Here is a 16,915-nt window from a genome sequence, read left to right as displayed (position 1 = left end):
TGTAGGCGAATCAGGCGTTAGATAACGAACTTGAGAATTCACTTATAGCTGCGCTGCGTCAGATGCACATTTTCAAAAGCGAGTGGCTCTTTGTGTTGGATGGGGGGCTGCTCGTCGCCTTGGTACTGCCAAGCTGCCACAAAAGAGAATTGAGTATCGTTTCTCAAAGCTTCGCCTTCTGAGGTTTGATACTCTGTGCGGAAGTGTCCGCCGCAGGACTCTTCTCGCTGCAAAGCATCACGAGCCATGAGTTCGCCAAGTTCTATAAAGTCGGCAACCCGTCCGGCAAACTCCAGGTTTTTATTTAGCGTATTGGCTTCCCCCGGAACGCGCAGATTTTGCCAAAACTCGTTTCGCAGGGCAGCAATGGCGGCGATCGCTTGTTCTAACCCGCTGCGATCGCGTGACATGCCGACATGATCCCAAACCAGCTTACCCAGTTCTCGATGAAACGCCATGACGGTTTTGTCTCCCCCTATGCTGAGGAGCTTCAACGTTTGGCTGCGGGCTGTGGCAGCGGCGGCGGCAAAGGCCGGATCGCTTACCTCAACGGGGGGCAGTTCAGCCTGAGCCAGATAGTCGCTCAGAGTGTAGGGAATAACAAAATAGCCATCGGCCAAGCCCTGCATAAGCGCACTGGCCCCTAGTCGATTGGCTCCATGATCGGAAAAGTTGGCTTCTCCTAAGACAAACAGCCCTGGCACCGTACTCATAAGGTGATAGTCTACCCAAAGTCCGCCCATGGTGTAGTGGACTGCCGGATAGATCCGCATGGGTACTTCGTAGGGATCTTCGCCCGTAATCCGCTGGTACATTTCAAACAGGTTGCCGTAGCGCTCAGCGATCGCGCCTTTGCCTAATCGGGCGATCGCATCGCGAAAGTCTAGATAGACGGACAGTCCCGTCTCGCCTACTCCACGACCTGCATCGGTAACTTGCTTGGCATTACGCGAAGCGACATCGCGCGGCACCAGGTTGCCAAAACTGGGGTATTTGCGCTCTAGATAATAGTCGCGATCGCCCTCAGGAATTTGATTGGGCGATCTGGCATCGTTTGGGTCTTTGGGTACCCATACGCGACCATCGTTGCGCAGCCCCTCGCTCATCAGCGTCAGTTTTGACTGGTAGCTGCCTGAAACAGGAATACAGGTGGGGTGAATTTGGGTATAGCAAGGGTTGGCAAACAAGGCTCCCCGCTTATAACACCGCCAAGCTGCCGTGACGTTTGAATTTTTGGCATTGGTGGAGAGATAAAACACATTGCCGTAGCCGCCCGTACACAGCAGCACCGCATCCCCGGCATAACGCTCAAACTCCCCGGTCAGCAGATTGCGCACTACGATACCGCGCGCCTGACCGTTGACCACCACCAGATCCAACATTTCTCGGCGAGCCAAAATCTCAACCCGCCCTGCCGCCACCATCCGCATCAAAGCGCTGTAGGCTCCCAACAAAAGCTGCTGCCCGGTTTGCCCACGGGCATAAAACGTACGGGATACCTGTGCCCCGCCAAAGGAGCGATTGGCCAGTAGGCCGCCATATTCCCGCGCAAAAGGCACTCCTTGGGCAACGCACTGATCGATGATTTGGTTGCTGATTTGGGCAAGACGGTAAACGTTGGCCTCGCGTGAGCGATAGTCGCCGCCTTTAATCGTGTCGTAGAACAACCGCCAAACCGAGTCGCCATCGTTTGGGTAGTTTTTGGTGGCGTTGATACCGCCCTGAGCAGCGATGCTGTGGGCGCGACGAGGAGAGTCTTGGATACAAAAGCTTTTGACCTGGTAGCCCAGTTCTGCCAGGGTGGCAGCGGCTGAAGCGCCAGCTAGCCCAGTTCCCACGACTAAAAGGGTGTGTTTGCGTTTGTTGTTGGGGTTAACCAGATGGCAATGCGCTTTAAAGCTGTCCCATTTGTCTTTGAGGGGGCCATCGGGAACGCGCGGATCAAGCATGAATTTTTAGAAGAAACAAATACAAGACTGCGGAATTAAAAGACTGGACGCGATCGCCCTGAGCCAAGCCAATAAACCCTGCTTCTATGGGGCAAAGCTAACCCACCCAACCGCTAAAAATGGCCCAGGGCAAACCGATAAAGCCGATCGCGATCGCGATCGCCAGCCCCGTGCCCAAGCCATAGACAAAGGGCTTTGCTGCTGCACTCATCGCCCCTAGAGATTGCAGCGCACTCCAAAGACCGTGGCGCAGATGCAACCCCAGCCCGATCATGACAGCGCTGTAGCCAAAGGTATATTGCGGGGTTTGAAACTTTTCGATCACCAGACGAGCCAGATCGCGACCGACCACGCCATTCGCTAACACCGTGCTGTAGTAAGGCCCAAACTTAAAAGCCATCAGATGAAAGACCAAAAAAACGCCCAACCCCAGCCCCGTCAAAATCATCGTCCGTGAGCTGAGAGACTGCAGGCTGGGCGATCCAGCGGAGACATAGGTTTGATAGCCTGTAGGACGGGCTTTGAGCTTGCCCCAGTAAATTTGGATGCCTAGCAGGGCATGAAAGATGACAAACGCTAGCAAAATTAGCTCAATGCTATAGAGGAATGGCCCCCATTGCTCTAAATGGTAGGCATACGCGTTGTAAGCGTCTGGGCTGGCTAGCAAAAGCAGATTGCCCAACATGTGTACCAGCACAAAAACGGCTAGCCCTAACCCTGTGACCCCCGTTATCAGCTTTTTACCAATTGGTGATTGGAAAACCCTCACCAGCCGATTAGCCCCTTGGGGTTTGTCGTTTGGGGCGATCGCGTTACTCATGCCACGGTATCTTTTGCAACTGTTTCTATCCTAAACAGTCGGCGCCGTTCGTGAAGCGCCCCTCATAAAACGTGAACTATCCTTGCTTAGAACCAGCGCTAGCCGCCTTACAAACCAGACGCGAGATTAGCCACAACCTCGACGCCAAATTCGGTTTCAAAGCTGTCTTTTTTGTAATCCAAATTCCATAACTCAATTTCACAGTTGTCGTTAGGATTAGCGGGTGTGAGCTGAAGCTGGAGCTGTTTGGCCTCTTCGTCGTAGTGACAGTTCATTTCAGCGATCGCGCCGATACGACGGCGATCGAGCGCCACAGCCAAACGCAAGATGGGGCTGAGTTCTTCCACGACTTGGCGAGCATGTTTAGTCGGCAAGTTGCGGTAGTTGTCATGCTTTTTCTTCGGAAAGCTCTTGCGATGGTAGCGGGCTAAGTTGGCAATAATTTCGATTTCTGCTTCGGTATAGCCCAGCAGTTCGCCATTGCGAATCAGGTAATAGGAGTGTTTATGGTGGGAAGAGTGGCTAATGAAATGGCCGCTATTGTGTAAGACGGCGGCAGCCCAAAGTAACTGGCGCTCGGCAAAATCCCAAGCGTGTAGCTTGCCTTTGAGCTGATCAAAGAGTGCCAACGCAAACTGAGCAACGCGTTCGCTATGGGGCATATCCACCCGATATTTGTGGGCAATTTTGATGACGCTGCGCTGCCGAACCGAACCTTGATATTGCAGCCGATCTTCAATCAAACTGTGGGTCAACATCCAATCGACCACTACGCCTTCTCGCAGTGCCCGTTCGCAGATGGTGATAGCCTCAACCCCCAGCAGCGTTAGGGTTTCTTGCAGAATAATTGCCCCCGCTACAATGATCTCTGCTCGCCGATCAGAAATTTCTGGTAGCGATAGGCGTTCTTCGTAAGCCATGCGGCGCAGGCGATCGACAATTTGCCTGAGTTCTGCCAGCGACATTTGATAGCCGTTGAGAGGTTCGGGGACAAACCCAAGTTTTTCGTCCGCTGCGATCGCCGCTAAGCACTCAATAGTGCCAGAGGTGCCAATGGCGCTGAGGGTTTCTTCGGCTTTGAGATGGGTTTTTAGCTCATCGACGGGTCGCTCTAACATGCCCCGTACATAAGCACAGAGGTAGGTATAGTCCTGATCGCTAATGGGATCGCTATGGACGAACTGCGCCGATAAGCGCACTGCACCAACCTTGGAACTGCTTAAAAAGCGGTGAGGTTGCCCGTTGCCCAAAATCAATTCCGTTGAGCCACCGCCAATATCAATAATGGCATGGGGCTGGCCCTGTAGCTCCATGCCCGACAAAACGCCCAGATAAATCCGGCGAGCTTCTTCGGTACCCGCAATCAAATTGATCGACAGCCCGACTTCTCGCTCAACTCGCTCAATAAATTCCCAGCCGTTGTTGGCTTCGCGGACGGCGCTGGTGGCTACCGCTACAATGTCTTCAGCTTGCAGGCTCTGGGCGATCGCTTTGCACCGCTTCAAAGCAGCAATGCCTCGCTTCATGGCTGCTTCGGTCAAGCTGCCAGTTTTTTCACAAAAGTCACCCAGGCGAACCGTATCTTTTTCTTTGTCAATAATCGTAAAAGCCGGAATCGTCGGCTGAATTTTGACCACCACCATATGAATAGAGTTCGTACCCACATCAATAGCGGCCAAAATGCGATCGCGATCCAGCGGCGGAGAGAAGTCCGTCAGGTCAAGCGCTTTGGGAGCAAAGCGAGAAGCAGTGTCTACCATGAGTCGGCTGAAATCTTTGCTGTTACCAATCCTACATCGGTCAGTTGGGCTAATCGGTATCTAGCCCCTGCTATATTGTCACCTATGTAAAACTTTCACAGACCTTACCTAGAAATCGGGTAAGGTGCCATTGTCGAGAGAGGGAGTTTGGCTGAAGTCTCGCAAAATTTCTTGGCCTGCCGCTTCGTAATCTTGCCAGCCTAGCTCAGCTCTGGGATCTTTAATGGCATAAATAGGCACCCCAGCCAAGGCAGCTTTTTGAAACGCGGCGGTGCGGCGAATGCCTGCGGCTAAAACAGGCAAATTCACCTCTCGCAGCATTGCTCTTACTTCTGCTCCGGCTTTGCTAGGCTTGGGCGGAATGGCCGTCAGCAAAATCCGATAACCCCGCATTTGAATTTTGTTAAGATACGCAACCGTCAGAACCAGCGCATCTAAAGCCAAAATATCAGGCGTTGTTGGCAAAATCAGCAGATCGCAGCTTGTCGCCAGAGCCGCTAAGTCATTGGCAACGGGGCGAGCCGGGGTGTCAATAATCACATGGCCGTAAGCATGATCATCCTGACCAGCCTGCCACTCATCTACGACTTTAAAGGGTAACTCGCCACGGCTGGCCCAGTTTAAGGCCGATCGATTGGGATCGGCGTCAATGAGCAAGGTTTCTGCCTGCCCCTGAAAGAAAGCAGCCAGATGAATTGCCGTCGTTGTTTTACCAACGCCGCCTTTGAAGCTGGCAACCGTAATAATCATGTCATTAGGGTATGTCGAAAGGGGAAAATGGGGGAGGGGTTTTCAAGAGTGGCTGTGAAGCGTCGATCAAGCGAGCAAACGGGTTGATAGGACTTGCAAAGAGACTGCTTTTAACTGGTCTTTACTGATAGTCCTCTTCTATCAAGCCGGGATTAAAGCCTGATTGCTTCGTGGGTTGAAACGACGCAAATATGTTCAAAATTCTTGGAATGATAAAAGAGGGCTATGGCAGTAGCCAGAAGCGTTGAGACACTTCAATCGCTGCAAGCCGCTGACAGCAAAGCCTTTGATTCTGCCCGCTGCCTTTAGCTTTTAGCCTTCAGCTACCTTTAGCCTTTAGCTACCTTTAGCTATAAATAAATTTGGGTAGAAAATTTGAGTTAAAACAGGCGATGGCATGGCAAGGGGTGGAGTTAAGGTTAGCGACTGCGGTGGCGACTGCCAAGCTAGGGTACTGGTTGGGGCGATCGCTACCTGCTGGCACCGTTCTGCTGTTGCGAGGTAATTTAGGCAGCGGCAAAACGACGCTAGTTCAAGGAATTGGGCAAGGATTGGGCATTTCAGAAACGATAGACAGCCCAACTTTTACTTTAATCAATGAGTACGCAAGCGGGCGATTGCCGCTTTACCATATCGACCTTTATCGGCTAGAGGCAGCTAGTATAGATGCCCTTTATCTAGAAACTTACTGGGATGCTACCGAAGTCGCCCCCGGAATTGTGGCGATCGAGTGGTCAGACAAGCTAAATTATGGGCCGGAGCAGCCGCTAACCATTGATTTGACTTATACCGCCCAAGGACGACAGGCAACCTTACAGCCGTCTACCGAGGCTCAAGCCCACCTTTTGAAGACGCTAAGCACCGATGAACTACTGGTTGATGAAGTCTGAACCGGATGTCTACAGCATCGCGGATTTAGAGCGCGAACAAATTGAGATTTGGGATGGCGTACGCAATTACCAGGCTCGTAACTTTTTGCGGCAGATGCAAGTCGGCGATCGCGCCTTTTTTTATCACTCCAACACTCAGCCACCGGGCATTGCAGGGCTGATGGAAATTGTGCAGGCTAACCTAGATGATCCCAGCCAGTTTGATCGCCATAGCCCCTACTATGATGAGCAATCAACGCCGGAAAATCCTCGCTGGCAGACGGTGAAGGTCGGTTATCTCAAAACTTTTGCCCACTACATTGCCCTAAATACGCTCAAGGCTACCTTTAGCCCAGAAGAACTGCTGGTCGTGAAGCGGGGAAATCGGCTGTCGGTGATGCCTGTTTCGGCAACGGCGGCTGAAAAAATTCTGGCGATCGCTGAGGGGGCGTCATTCAAATAACCAACGGGCTTCTGTTGGCTTTTCAGGTTAGGGCTGGCAGAAGGTGTTGCTATCACTACGCTGGGTTTATACCGATTCTTCAAAAGAAAGGTACAGATGAGAATACCGAAACGTATGCAGAGCAAAGACTGTTCAATTCAAAAGCGAAAATCCAAAATTGAGAATTGATATCAGCAGGTTCCGCGCAGGTCATAGTTTAACGAAAAACTGCCTTTAGAGGCTGCTTCGACCGATGGGTGATTGAGACGAGAAGCTGACTTGCTGCTGAATTTTAACCTCGGCTAGTAGCGTGCGATCGCTGCTGATATGGGGTAGTTTCACCTGAGCCGTATCAGGGGTTCCCGGCTTGAGGCGATGCTGGCGGAGGGTGGCAAAACTGCCGCTGTCAAGCAGGTTTAGCCGGGGGGGCAAAATGTCATTTTTTTGTCGTTTGAGTGCATAAGACTGGTTAGCCGCTTGCAGTTGGCGATCGAAGTCGGCTAGTACGGCTGGCAAGGGCGGCACAGGCGCGTTCGGGGTTAGCTCTAGATTCAGCACGTAATAGGGATCTACCCAGTTTTCCGACAGCGTAATACAAAAATCTTCAATTGCTAGCGCGTGATGTTGTTTAAGCACCGTCAGCACTTGCACCGCATGATATTCCGTTGTTTTTTCAGAAATGGCTGATAGGGTACCGCCCTGGCGATAACGAAAGGCAATCAACGGCACGCCAGCCCGCATCCCCGTGACTTCTACCACATCCCCAATGTCATAGCGATAGAAGCCAGAATAATTGGTCACCAAAATGCGGTAAAACTCTCCAATTTTTACTTCGTGGGGCAACAACGTCTGCGGATAGGTAGCCGTCCACTGATCGGGTGCTACAAATTCAAAAAAGTTGCTAGCGATCGCCAGTAAGGTGCCATCCGTGTTGAAATTCCAGTGAGAACCAAACACCGCTTCTGAAGCGGCAAAAGTCCCGCCAAAAATCGGCAAATCCCCAAAGTATTCATCAAAGCGTTCAAAGTAAAAGCTAGAAGGGCCACCCCGCGCTGTCACCATAAAGGCTAGATGCGGCCAAACCTGCTGTGGCAGCAAACGTCCTGCTGTTTTTAAAAGCTGAGCTAATTGGCGAGCGCGATCGCGCTGGGGTCTCAACTGCTGAGCCAAGCTAGCGCGAAATTCGGGTTCGAGCTTAATCCAGTCAGCAATTTCACCGCTGGCTAAATCCTCAATCAGCGATGCCCCATAGGTTTCTAAATAGGTACAAAGCTGAAGCGCCACCAGTGGAAAAGTAGCGCCTATTACCGCCAGGTTGGCATCGCTCAAGGCAAAAAGTAAGCAAACATAGTGACGAGCTAACGTATCGCTGATGAGCTGAGCCGTTCGAGGCTGAGCAAAGAGCTGCTGATAGAGCCAGCCGGGGGTCGATCGCAGTTGGTTGCTGCTGACATGGCCGTAAGGAATGCCGCCACTGGTCTGGCCTAGAGATTGAGCAGAATGGGTTAGGAGCATTTTGCCCAGGTTCAATCCCCGCTGCTGAGCTTGGGTAAAAGCGAACCCCATTGCAACCTGATTGGCATAGGCTCGGTTTTGCTGCGATCGCCGCGTAATGGGAATGAGCTTTTGGTTTCCGGTTGAGCCACTACTCAAATTGATGTGAAGCAGCGGTTCTGGGGCAACCACGTTTTGCTCACCTGCGGCGGCTCGTTCAAAGTAAGGATGATAGGCGCTATAGGGCCAGATGGGGACGGTTTGGCGAAATTGGTCTAGCGTTGTGATGTGGGCTAGCTTTAGTTCCTGCCCTAGCACGGTTGCCTGCTGCACCTGCAAAAGCGATTTGAGAAAGTTAGCCTGAATCGTGGTGGAACGTGGCAGCTTAGCGACAAAAGACCTAGCTTGCCAACGCGCTAACGTGGCTACCAGTTTTAACAGGGGAGTTCCCATACTGTAGTCTCTTCACCTTTTTTCAAGCATCAGCACCCTAGAGCCTGCAACTTTCATTACAGATTCTTTACAGTCCTAAATTTTGCCATGAAACTGACTAGATTGCGGTTGCGCCAGTGACGATCGCTTGTTAGTAGCCACAGCGATCGCCCTTCTCGTCCTCAGCCTGACCTTTATCCACTCTAGCCCTTACCCCTCAGGTTCTGTAGGGGAAGGCTGGCCTTCTAAGTAAAGCAAAAACTCTAGCAGTTCCTCGTCGCTCAAGTCATGGCGCGATCGCTTGTTGTAGGTTTGCTCCAAAAATTCTCGCCCCTGCTGGACTGACCAGCCCAATCGCCGCAGTTCAACATCGGTTTGCGCCAAAATATCAGAAAGATCCACTGGCCCTGTTGCCACGGATGACAAACTGGCCTCAGGGGGCGCTGAGTGAGGGGTAGAAGAAGGCAGCGGTGAGCTAGCAGGCAAGTCAGGCTGAAAAGTGGCGACCGACATTGGTATGGGATCCACCTGGGGGTGGGGCAACTCGTCTGGCAGGGGTAACGAGGTCACCGTGGGCAACTCCGTTTGAGATAAGCCGCTTTGAACCGTGGCTTTACCCAAGGTGGCGGCAAGTTTTTTCGTTACAGGTAAAGAGGCTGGCGGCTCATCGGCGGCGGCTAAAGGGGAGGCGACATTCACCTCAGCCTTTGCCGCTAAACCTAAAGACTGCAAGGCTCGGCTTTTGGCTAAATCTTCTGCTTGAGCCAAGTCCGAACTTGCGGCCATGCCAGTGGCTACCGTACCTTGCTCTAGCTGCACGATCGCTCTAACGATGTATTGCCCATCATGCAGCATAAGCAGATCTGCTGTTAGGCTACCCATAGGATAGCGATCGCGGAATTGCTGAATCAAAGAATGAATCACCAGGTCACTCAGAAGTCACTAAACTGTATAGCAAATAACCCATTCAGGTTATCTATATGAAGGATCGAGCGCTAAGATCAAGTGACCCTGCGCTTTCAAACGCTTTAGCTGCGCCTGCTTCTAGCCTTATTTAGTCCACCTAACCCATCCGTTTTGAATGCCCCTAGATCGTCTCCTAGAATTTTCTCCTAACGTCGGCGTCGATACACTGCTCTTGCTCCCCGTACTGATTGCGTTAGAAGCGGTGTTGTCTGCTGACAATGCTATTGCCTTAGCAGCGATCGCTCAGGGTCTGGCTTCTAAAGACATGGAACGTCGGGCGCTCAATGTAGGGCTGGTGGTTGCTTTTCTTTTGCGCGTCTGCCTTATTCTAACGGCAGGATGGGTCTTGCAATTTTGGCAGTTTGAGGTTTTAGGCGCTGTTTACCTGCTGTGGCTGGTCTACCAGTACTTCACCTCCGACGAAGACGACGACGCCCACCACCACGGGCCTCGCTTTCAAACAGTGTGGCAAGCAGTGCCCCTGATCGCCCTCACTGATTTAGCGTTTTCTTTAGACAGCGTCACTACGGCGATCGCCCTTTCACAAGAAATTTGGCTGGTGCTGCTAGGCGGGGCAATTGGGGTAATTACCCTGCGATTTATGGCTGAGTTGTTTATCGGCTGGCTAGAAGTTTATGTTCACTTAGAAGATGCTGGCTTTGCCACAGTGGCGCTGGTGGGTATTCGCCTGCTGATTCGAGTGGTGAATGAAAATTGGGTTCCCCCCGAATGGCTGATGGTGAGTCTGATTGCCGCCCTCTTTGCCTGGGGCTTTTCCAAAAAGCGGCCTACGCTTGAGTCTGAAGCGCAACAACAGCTAACTGCCAGCGATCGCGAACCTGTTTTGGAATCAACGCATAGCGCTGCGCAAAACGGCCAAACCACCCATAGCTCAAAAAGCGCAGATTTAGGGCAATCAGAAAAGGCTGAAGTCGAAATGGTGGCTCCGCTGGCTAAAGACGACGCCTCTATGTAAGTCCGTAGTGATAAAACCAGAAAGCAACTGTAACGGCTGTAGGGGCGAACCCAAGTTCGCCCTGCCCGCACGATTTAGCTCATGGGTCTAGCTTTAGACCCCCATGACTAGAAAAAGGCAGCCCTTATTCGTAGAGCCAACCTTTCATGCTGGGTTCCCAGGCTGCTAGCTCGTTATCACCAAACCACAAAGCAATTTCTGAACGAGCGGTTTCAACCGCGTCAGAACCGTGAATGATATTGCGACCAATGGTCACCCCATAGTCGCCTCGAATGGTACCCGGTTCTGCCGATAGCGGATTAGTCGCCCCAATCAGCTTCCGAGCTGAAGCGACAACCCCTTCACCTTCCCAAACCATAGCCACAACCGGGCCAGAGGTAATGAAATCTACCAGACCACCGAAGAAAGGCTTTTCGCGGTGAACATCGTAGTGCTTTTCAGCTAGCTCCCGCGAAACCTGCATCAGTTTTAGCCCTACCAGGGTAAATCCTTTCGCTTCATAGCGACGGATAATCTCACCCACTAGCCCCCGCTGAACTCCATCGGGCTTAACCATCAAAAATGTGCGTTCCACAGATACCAGCTCCTAACGTAATTTCTAAACCTTTTCTATGCTCAGAAAAGGTGTGACTTTTGTAAAGGCTTTCGCCCTTCGAGCGTTTAGCCTACGTTCATCTTTAACCTAGCAGCACAATCAGCAGAATAAACCCAATGGTGACGAAGGCAGATTCGCCAAAGATGCGGGTGGCTAAAGACTGATTTTCCGAAGCAGCGGGTTTCATAAAACTTCTCCTGCGCCGTAGCGACAGTGATAAATAACGGCTTGTCTATGAAGATGCGCCCTAGATAATAGATGACCTCCTCAGCGTACCTTTTGACTTTGCCATTGCCGAGGAAAGCGAAAATATTCACTGGCGATCGCTAAACTATACAAGTCAACAGCAATTCTTAGTCAAATTCTCATTTTGACCTGCTATCTCATTAGCCACCGTTTCTCTGGTATTAGCTTCAAGCCGCAACCACAGGTTTCAGGAAAGGGGAGCAGTTTTATCTCGCTGTCGTCGCCTGGGCTGAGACACTTAAATCGCTAAAAGCTATTGCCAGCAAGCCTGCCATTCTACCCTCCGTCTTCTGTCTTTTAGCTATAGCTACTTTTTAAAAGCAAAGCGCTGGTTGCCAGCAGAGACTAGCAACCAGCGTTTTTAATTAAGGCTTATAGACGTTTACAGATCTATTCAGCGCCGACTTCAAGCCCAATTGGACACGACACGTTAGTGCCCCCTAAGCCACAATAGCCGCCTGGATTTTTGGCCAAATACTGCTGATGGTAGTCTTCGGCATAGTAAAACTCAGGAGCAGCCAAAATCTCAGTGGTGATTTCGCCAAAGCCCGATTGCTGCAGCGCTTGTTGATAGGCAGTGCGAGAAGCTTCCGCTAACTGACGCTGCTCTTCAGAATAAACATAAATGCCTGAGCGGTACTGAGTACCTACATCGTTGCCCTGTCGCATTCCTTGGGTGGGATTGTGGTTTTCCCAGAAAACTTTTAACAACTGTTCGTAGCTAACCTGGTTAGGGTCGTAAACCACCTTGACCACTTCATTGTGGCCTGTCATGCCGCTACAAACTTCTCGGTAAGTTGGATTGGGTGTGTGACCAGCGGCATAGCCGACTGCTGTTGAGTAAACGCCTTCTAATTGCCAAAATTTGCGCTCAGCTCCCCAAAAGCAACCCATGCCAAACAAGGCAGTTTTCAGGCCATCTGGAAAAGGTGGGGTCAGGCGATTGCCGTTGACAAAGTGCTTTTCCGGTACCGACATGGCCTGCTCACGCCCTGGTAAGGCTTCCTCAGCTGCAGGCATTGCCGTCTTTTTGCCAAGTCCAAATAAAGCCATGAATTTGCTCAGTTTTTAGAAAAGTTTCTTGATAGCTTCACTATAAAACAGTTCCCGCGATCGCTTCAGGTGGTCTAATCCGAACTTTTTGGCGAGGTTGGCGTAAAGGTTACCCTACTTTTGTTCTAAAAGGCTGTCTAAGGAGCGCTAATTTTGCAGGCTGCAGGTTCAAGCTGTGGGTGGACTGCCCAGTTTGGCCGATCGCTCAACGAGTCCCAAACAAGCGATCGCCTGCATCTCCCATCCCCGGCAGAATATAGCCATGCTCGTCTAGCTTGTCATCAATGGCTGCTGTATAGAGCGGTACATCCGGATGTTCTGCATGTAGCTGCTCGATTCCTTCAGAGGCTGCCAACAAACAAACAAACCGAATTGAGCGTGGCTGAATTTGCTTAAGTCGGTTAACAGCCGCTACAGCCGTGTTGCCCGTAGCAATCATCGGATCGACTAACAGCACATCTCGTTCGGTAATGTCGTGTGGCACTTTAAAGTAATACTCGACAACTACATGCGATCGCGGATCGCGGTACAAGCCAATATGACCAACCCGTGCCGACGGAATGAGTTCCAAAATACCGTCTAAGATTCCTTGCCCCGCCCGCATGATGGAAATGATCACCATTTTTTTTTCAGGTGCCAGGATAGGAGCCTCCATATGAGTCAGAGGCGTTTGAATAATCTCAGTTTTTAGAGGCAGATCACGGGTGACTTCATAAGCCAGCAGCATGCTGATTTCTCTGAGCAAGGCGCGAAACTTAGCTGTGCTGGTTTCAGCTCGTCGCATTAGGGTGAGCTTATGCTGAATCAGCGGATGACCAATGGTATGAACTTGTGCGGCCATAAGATTGAGCAGGCATGAGTAGCTAGCTGTGGCGTAATCAACTTAAAGCTTTTTATTGCCCGATACAATGGCTTTTAGGATACAAAAGTTCAGTATTTCAAATATTTAGATTGTCTCTCAGCCACTCACTCGTTCGAGAAGGGTGAGATCACATCAGCAAGGAAGCGTCGAGTCATCACGTTGCGTCGTTGCTGTTATGAAGCCGCAAGCGGGTTCACGCTGGCCAGTTTGGTGAAAAAGAAGTGGGTTCCATTGTTCGGCGCAAACGCTTCAAAGCAACGAGGTCAGGTACCCTTTGATCTTGATAGCTGCGCTCCCATACGGGGACACCGGGTTGATTGCGCAAAAGGTTAATCCGTTTAGCCGCTGCGGCTTTAAACCCAGCTACAAACGAAGAGAGTGAACGAGGCTTAGAAAGAGCGCTGTAGCGGTAGCGGTTGGTTTCCCTCAAGGCCACGTCTGAATTGACAATTACGATACCCTGGATACAGCTGGGTCTAACTGTCCACTGGTCTAGCTGAATTTCGCGGTGTCGGGTAGATGCCCGTATCCATTCGTCGGCAGCAATTTTGCCAATCTCATTGAGTTCAATCATGCCATTGGCTAAGCTGCCAAACAGAGATTCTTTTTGATAAGTGCAAAGTGTAATTAAATAGGGGCTTCCCGTCAGCCTATGCTGTGTAGGTACCACTGAAACTACAGATAGTTGTTTGACAACATCCTCTTTCAAAGCAATTTACCAACTATAAGGATTTCATTTTCTAGTTACAGGATGCCCAATCTGAGAACCAGTTGCTTAAATTCCCTGTAGGAGTTAAGGCTGCTTGAGTAAAACTCTATCAATTCACAAACGATCACCCTGGTGTCCTTATTGTGTTGGAAAACTCTCTTGGCGATAACCGAAAAAATGCATAAAAAAAGAGAGAAGCTAGCTTCTCTCTTTTTCGGTATTTCATCGGATGAAGTCGACTTTTTAAGTCGCTTGCGCCATAGCTGCCTTTGCTTAAGCTGCTGGCGCAAGCGGGCTGAACCGCCTCTACCTTTATCGTTGCGTCCTCGGTGGCGAGGACTTTCCCACCGTTTGAGCTGCTGTGCCATCAACCGTTGTCCTCAACTTTGTCTTTAGGCTTTGTTTTAGCGTAAGCATGGGCGGAGAGAGACTCGAACTCTCATGACCGAAGTCGCCACATTTTGAGTGTGGTGCGTCTACCAATTTCGCCATCCGCCCTTGGGATTAGCTTCACTATTATACTGAATTGAGCCGCGATGTAAAAGTTGTTGATAATCACGACTGCTGGCCCACTGATCAATTTCTCTAGCCCGGAGCACAGGAACCGGATGGGTCATCTCACTTGTGCGAACCTGCTTCAGCATTTCGCCAATTTGAGAATTGCTAATGGCATCATAGGAGCGAGCCTGTTCTAAGAAAGCTTCTAGATTGAGCTGCGGAGCTAAGGAAGGAGATCCACCAGAAAGCTTCATTAAAAGTGAAGCCACCACTTTAGCATCTTGAGTCACTAATAAAGCTGCCCGATCGCAGGTAAACTCGGCGCAACGCACCCATTCTAAAATTTGCGACTGGAAGTTTTGTACCAGCACAGCTCCCATGGGCAGTTGACTCGCTGCCAACGCAATTAAATTGGCAAGGGTGAGGTAAACGCTGTGATCGCACTTTAAGTGCCCTAGCTCATGAGCAATGACGGCTTGAATCTCTGAGGGTGTCAGTAGCTCAATTAAAGCTGTATGAATGACAATGAAGGGCTGCTTACCCCTCATGGCAAACGTATAGGCATTGGGCACCGGATGTTGGCGAATATAGAGCTGGGGAGATTCGAGATCTAAAATTCGGCAAGCTTCTTGTAAAAGCTTGTGCAAGTGAGGCAATTGGCGATCGCTGACCAAAACACTAGAAGCAATATTTTCTAAATAGAAAAATTGCTCGGCTATGGGACTTACCAGGTTACGCACCAGAATATCTAACCCAGGTAGCTGCTTGAGTGCCTGAGTCGCTTTCAAATCTAGAGGATGGCGAAAGTGATCTGCTTTCAGACCCACTAGCAACGTTTTAGAAATATCCATGCCGCGTAACGGGTGGTAAGTTTTATGGCTTGGTTCTGACAACCAGCGCCCTTTCTGTCAGTATAGCGAGGCTGTTGGTCAGCGTAGGGAGGAGATAGCCAAATCTTATTCTCCTGCGGCTGTCGTAACTGTGGCTTCAGCAGGTTGAGCGACCTCGTCTGTAGTTTCTGCCTGGATGCGTTGCAGTTTAGCTCCTAACTGCTGCAACTTGTGCTCCAAGTTGTCGTAGCCGCGATCTAGGTGCTGAAGTCCTTGAATTTGGGTTTTGCCTTCTGCTGCTAAGCCAGCAATGACTAGCGCCGCAGAAGCCCGCAAATCAGTCGCCGTTACGGGTGCCCCTGCTAGACAAGGAACCCCGCGAACAATAGCGCAGTTTCCTTTCATCCGAATGTCTGCCCCCATTCGAACCAGTTCTCCCACATGGCGCAAACGGTTTTCAAACACCGTCTCCGTGATCATGCTATTGCCGTTGCTCAACGTCATCAAGGCCATAAACTGGGCTTGCATGTCGGTAGGAAAGCCAGGGAAGGGACGGGTTTGGGTATCGGTAGCCAAAATTTGCGGCCCCGCTTTAATCCGCAGGCGATTGTGGACTTCTGGGATAATCTCAGCGCCAGCTTCACGTAATTTTGCAATCACAGCGGTTAGATGATCTGGAATGACGGGGGAAAGCGTAATTTCAGAGCCAGTAATCGCGGCTGCAATTAGGAAAGTTCCCGCTTCAATCCGGTCAGGAATAATGCTGTAGTCGGTGGAGTGCAAGCTGGGCACACCAGAAATCGTAATGGTATTGGTGCCTGCCCCTCGAATGCGTGCCCCCATGGCGCGACAGAAGTTAGCCAGATCAACCACTTCGGGTTCTTGAGCAGCATTTTCGATAATGGTTTCACCATCAGCTAGGGTCGCTGCCATCATGAGTGTTTCAGTCGCGCCTACGCTGGGATAATCCAGATAAATGCGAGCGCCTTGTAAGCGTCCGCGACTGCCACGTACGCAGGCATGAACAGTTCCGTGGTCAATATGAACCTCAGCGCCCATGGCTCGCAGACCGCGGACATGTAGATCAACAGGGCGAGCGCCAATTGCACATCCGCCTGGTAGCGGTACGCGGGCAACGCCCAAGCGCGCCAGTAGTGGGCCAATGACGAAAAAGCTGGCTCTCAGTTGGCTGACAAGCTCGTAAGGAGCGCGAGAATGGCTGAGATGGGTTGAGTCGATGGTCAGGGTATCGTTACTGTGCTCCACTTTGACGCCTAGCGCCAGAAGGACTTCACCCATACGAGCCACATCTACCAAAGAGGGAATGTTGCGAATACGGCAGTCTTGGGAGCAGAGCAAAGCACCTGCCATCACCACCAAAGCTGAGTTTTTGGCACCGCTAATCTGGACTTGTCCACTCAGCGAATGCCTGCCCCAGATTTCGAGGACGCTATTTGCGCCATCGGGGGCAGATGAGTTAGGGGTAATCATGGGGGAAGTAATGGGAGTATCCTCCAAATGTGTAGCGCAGTAATTTCGGTTAGATTCTACCCGAAACTCATCCAGAGGATATATCCGCATTTTGTCAGATCGAGGAGTGGTCAAGGATTGGCAACAAAAAAATAGATTATTTTCAGGCTTAAATGGGTTGACGAATGTCCCTA

16 protein-coding genes and 1 tRNA gene are annotated in these 16,915 nt (G+C 50.9%); 3 read left to right on the top strand and 14 right to left on the bottom strand.

Features of this window, described 5'->3' with window-relative positions:
- Positions 1 to 38: 38 nt before the first annotated feature.
- From ACTS3T_RS06370 to ACTS3T_RS06355, 4 genes are all read right to left on the bottom strand, one after another.
- Entirely contained in the window at positions 39 to 1,949 is a 1,911-nt protein-coding gene (locus ACTS3T_RS06370) for a fumarate reductase/succinate dehydrogenase flavoprotein subunit (RefSeq protein WP_377962793.1), read from the bottom strand.
- 97 nt (positions 1,950 to 2,046) lie between these two features.
- Positions 2,047 to 2,769 (bottom strand): succinate dehydrogenase cytochrome b subunit, encoded by a 723-nt coding sequence (locus ACTS3T_RS06365; protein WP_377962791.1) that lies wholly within the window; start codon positions 2,767 to 2,769, stop codon positions 2,047 to 2,049.
- Positions 2,770 to 2,876: 107 nt separating this feature from the next.
- Complete coding sequence (locus tag ACTS3T_RS06360) at positions 2,877 to 4,529, bottom strand: Ppx/GppA phosphatase family protein (protein ID WP_377962789.1); 1,653 nt, start codon at positions 4,527 to 4,529, stop codon at positions 2,877 to 2,879.
- Positions 4,530 to 4,637: 108 nt separating this feature from the next.
- Positions 4,638 to 5,279: a nucleotide-binding protein gene (locus ACTS3T_RS06355; RefSeq protein WP_377962787.1), complete on the bottom strand. Its 642-nt coding sequence runs from the start codon at positions 5,277 to 5,279 to the stop codon at positions 4,638 to 4,640.
- A 392-nt stretch (positions 5,280 to 5,671) separates the two neighbouring features.
- Here ACTS3T_RS06355 and tsaE point away from each other — a divergent pair, with 392 nt between their 5' ends.
- A complete protein-coding gene (gene tsaE / locus ACTS3T_RS06350; RefSeq protein WP_377962785.1) occupies positions 5,672 to 6,169 on the top strand; it encodes a tRNA (adenosine(37)-N6)-threonylcarbamoyltransferase complex ATPase subunit type 1 TsaE in 498 nt (165 codons plus the stop codon).
- On the top strand, positions 6,144 to 6,611 hold the full coding sequence (locus ACTS3T_RS06345) for an EVE domain-containing protein (RefSeq protein WP_377962783.1): 468 nt from the start codon (positions 6,144 to 6,146) through the stop codon (positions 6,609 to 6,611). Before tsaE ends, ACTS3T_RS06345 begins: the two co-directional genes overlap by 26 nt.
- 213 nt (positions 6,612 to 6,824) lie before the next feature.
- Here the strand turns inward: ACTS3T_RS06345 and ACTS3T_RS06340 are convergent, their stop codons facing one another.
- Together ACTS3T_RS06340 and ACTS3T_RS06335 are read right to left on the bottom strand one after the other, a co-directional pair.
- Positions 6,825 to 8,537 (bottom strand): GH3 auxin-responsive promoter family protein, encoded by a 1,713-nt coding sequence (locus ACTS3T_RS06340; protein ID WP_377962781.1) that lies wholly within the window; start codon positions 8,535 to 8,537, stop codon positions 6,825 to 6,827.
- A 189-nt stretch (positions 8,538 to 8,726) separates the two neighbouring features.
- The gene (locus ACTS3T_RS06335) at positions 8,727 to 9,440 is read right to left on the bottom strand and encodes a hypothetical protein (protein ID WP_377962779.1); all 714 of its coding nucleotides are present in this window, start codon (positions 9,438 to 9,440) and stop codon (positions 8,727 to 8,729) included.
- A 157-nt stretch (positions 9,441 to 9,597) separates the two neighbouring features.
- Here ACTS3T_RS06335 and ACTS3T_RS06330 point away from each other — a divergent pair, with 157 nt between their 5' ends.
- Positions 9,598 to 10,458, top strand: coding sequence for a TerC family protein (locus ACTS3T_RS06330; protein WP_377962777.1), 861 nt, complete (start codon positions 9,598 to 9,600; stop codon positions 10,456 to 10,458).
- Between the two features lie 124 nt (positions 10,459 to 10,582).
- On the opposite strand, the gene ndk is transcribed toward ACTS3T_RS06330, so the two are convergent.
- The 8 genes from ndk to murA all read right to left on the bottom strand — a co-directional run bounded on the left by ndk (position 10,583) and on the right by murA (position 16,742).
- Complete coding sequence (ndk, locus tag ACTS3T_RS06325; protein ID WP_377962775.1) at positions 10,583 to 11,032, bottom strand: nucleoside-diphosphate kinase; 450 nt, start codon at positions 11,030 to 11,032, stop codon at positions 10,583 to 10,585.
- Positions 11,033 to 11,689: 657 nt separating this feature from the next.
- Positions 11,690 to 12,352, bottom strand: a complete 663-nt coding sequence (gene msrA / locus ACTS3T_RS06320) for a peptide-methionine (S)-S-oxide reductase MsrA (RefSeq protein WP_377962774.1) — start codon at positions 12,350 to 12,352, stop codon at positions 11,690 to 11,692.
- A gap of 205 nt (positions 12,353 to 12,557) precedes the next feature.
- On the bottom strand, positions 12,558 to 13,193 hold the full coding sequence (gene upp / locus ACTS3T_RS06315; protein ID WP_377962772.1) for a uracil phosphoribosyltransferase: 636 nt from the start codon (positions 13,191 to 13,193) through the stop codon (positions 12,558 to 12,560).
- Between the two features lie 214 nt (positions 13,194 to 13,407).
- Positions 13,408 to 13,884, bottom strand: coding sequence for a transposase (locus tag ACTS3T_RS06310; protein ID WP_462934856.1), 477 nt, complete (start codon positions 13,882 to 13,884; stop codon positions 13,408 to 13,410).
- Between the two features lie 74 nt (positions 13,885 to 13,958).
- Positions 13,959 to 14,291: a hypothetical protein gene (locus ACTS3T_RS06305; protein ID WP_377962768.1), complete on the bottom strand. Its 333-nt coding sequence runs from the start codon at positions 14,289 to 14,291 to the stop codon at positions 13,959 to 13,961.
- A 48-nt stretch (positions 14,292 to 14,339) separates the two neighbouring features.
- Positions 14,340 to 14,421, bottom strand: a tRNA-Leu gene (locus ACTS3T_RS06300).
- Positions 14,400 to 15,272 carry a M48 family metallopeptidase gene (locus ACTS3T_RS06295; protein ID WP_377962766.1) on the bottom strand — a complete coding sequence of 291 codons (873 nt, stop codon included), beginning with the start codon at positions 15,270 to 15,272 and terminating at the stop codon, positions 14,400 to 14,402. Before ACTS3T_RS06295 ends, ACTS3T_RS06300 begins: the two co-directional genes overlap by 22 nt.
- A gap of 105 nt (positions 15,273 to 15,377) precedes the next feature.
- A complete protein-coding gene (gene murA / locus ACTS3T_RS06290) occupies positions 15,378 to 16,742 on the bottom strand; it encodes a UDP-N-acetylglucosamine 1-carboxyvinyltransferase (protein WP_377962869.1) in 1,365 nt (454 codons plus the stop codon).
- Positions 16,743 to 16,915 lie beyond the last annotated feature (173 nt).

This window comes from Almyronema sp., assembly GCF_052168255.1.
Taxonomy (GTDB): Bacteria; Cyanobacteriota; Cyanobacteriia; order Phormidesmidales; family Phormidesmidaceae; genus Sphaerothrix; species Sphaerothrix epifaneia.
Note: the sequence above shows the minus strand (reverse complement) of the source record. Positions and strands in the feature narration are given on the sequence as shown.

Bases quoted from the DNA above. Each gene is read 5' to 3' on its own strand.
- ACTS3T_RS06370 (WP_377962793.1), bottom strand. From the start codon at position 1,949: ATGCTTGATCCGCGCGTTCCCGATGGCCCCCTCAAAGACAAATGGGAC.
- ACTS3T_RS06365 (WP_377962791.1), bottom strand. From the start codon at position 2,769: ATGAGTAACGCGATCGCCCCAAACGACAAACCCCAAGGGGCTAATCGG.
- ACTS3T_RS06360 (WP_377962789.1), bottom strand. From the start codon at position 4,529: ATGGTAGACACTGCTTCTCGCTTTGCTCCCAAAGCGCTTGACCTGACG.
- ACTS3T_RS06355 (WP_377962787.1), bottom strand. From the start codon at position 5,279: ATGATTATTACGGTTGCCAGCTTCAAAGGCGGCGTTGGTAAAACAACG.
- tsaE (WP_377962785.1), top strand. From the start codon at position 5,672: ATGGCATGGCAAGGGGTGGAGTTAAGGTTAGCGACTGCGGTGGCGACT.
- ACTS3T_RS06345 (WP_377962783.1), top strand. From the start codon at position 6,144: ATGAACTACTGGTTGATGAAGTCTGAACCGGATGTCTACAGCATCGCG.
- ACTS3T_RS06340 (WP_377962781.1), bottom strand. From the start codon at position 8,537: ATGGGAACTCCCCTGTTAAAACTGGTAGCCACGTTAGCGCGTTGGCAA.
- ACTS3T_RS06330 (WP_377962777.1), top strand. From the start codon at position 9,598: ATGCCCCTAGATCGTCTCCTAGAATTTTCTCCTAACGTCGGCGTCGAT.
- msrA (WP_377962774.1), bottom strand. From the start codon at position 12,352: ATGGCTTTATTTGGACTTGGCAAAAAGACGGCAATGCCTGCAGCTGAG.
- upp (WP_377962772.1), bottom strand. From the start codon at position 13,193: ATGGCCGCACAAGTTCATACCATTGGTCATCCGCTGATTCAGCATAAG.
- ACTS3T_RS06305 (WP_377962768.1), bottom strand. From the start codon at position 14,291: ATGGCACAGCAGCTCAAACGGTGGGAAAGTCCTCGCCACCGAGGACGC.
- ACTS3T_RS06295 (WP_377962766.1), bottom strand. From the start codon at position 15,272: ATGGATATTTCTAAAACGTTGCTAGTGGGTCTGAAAGCAGATCACTTT.
- murA (WP_377962869.1), bottom strand. From the start codon at position 16,742: ATGATTACCCCTAACTCATCTGCCCCCGATGGCGCAAATAGCGTCCTC.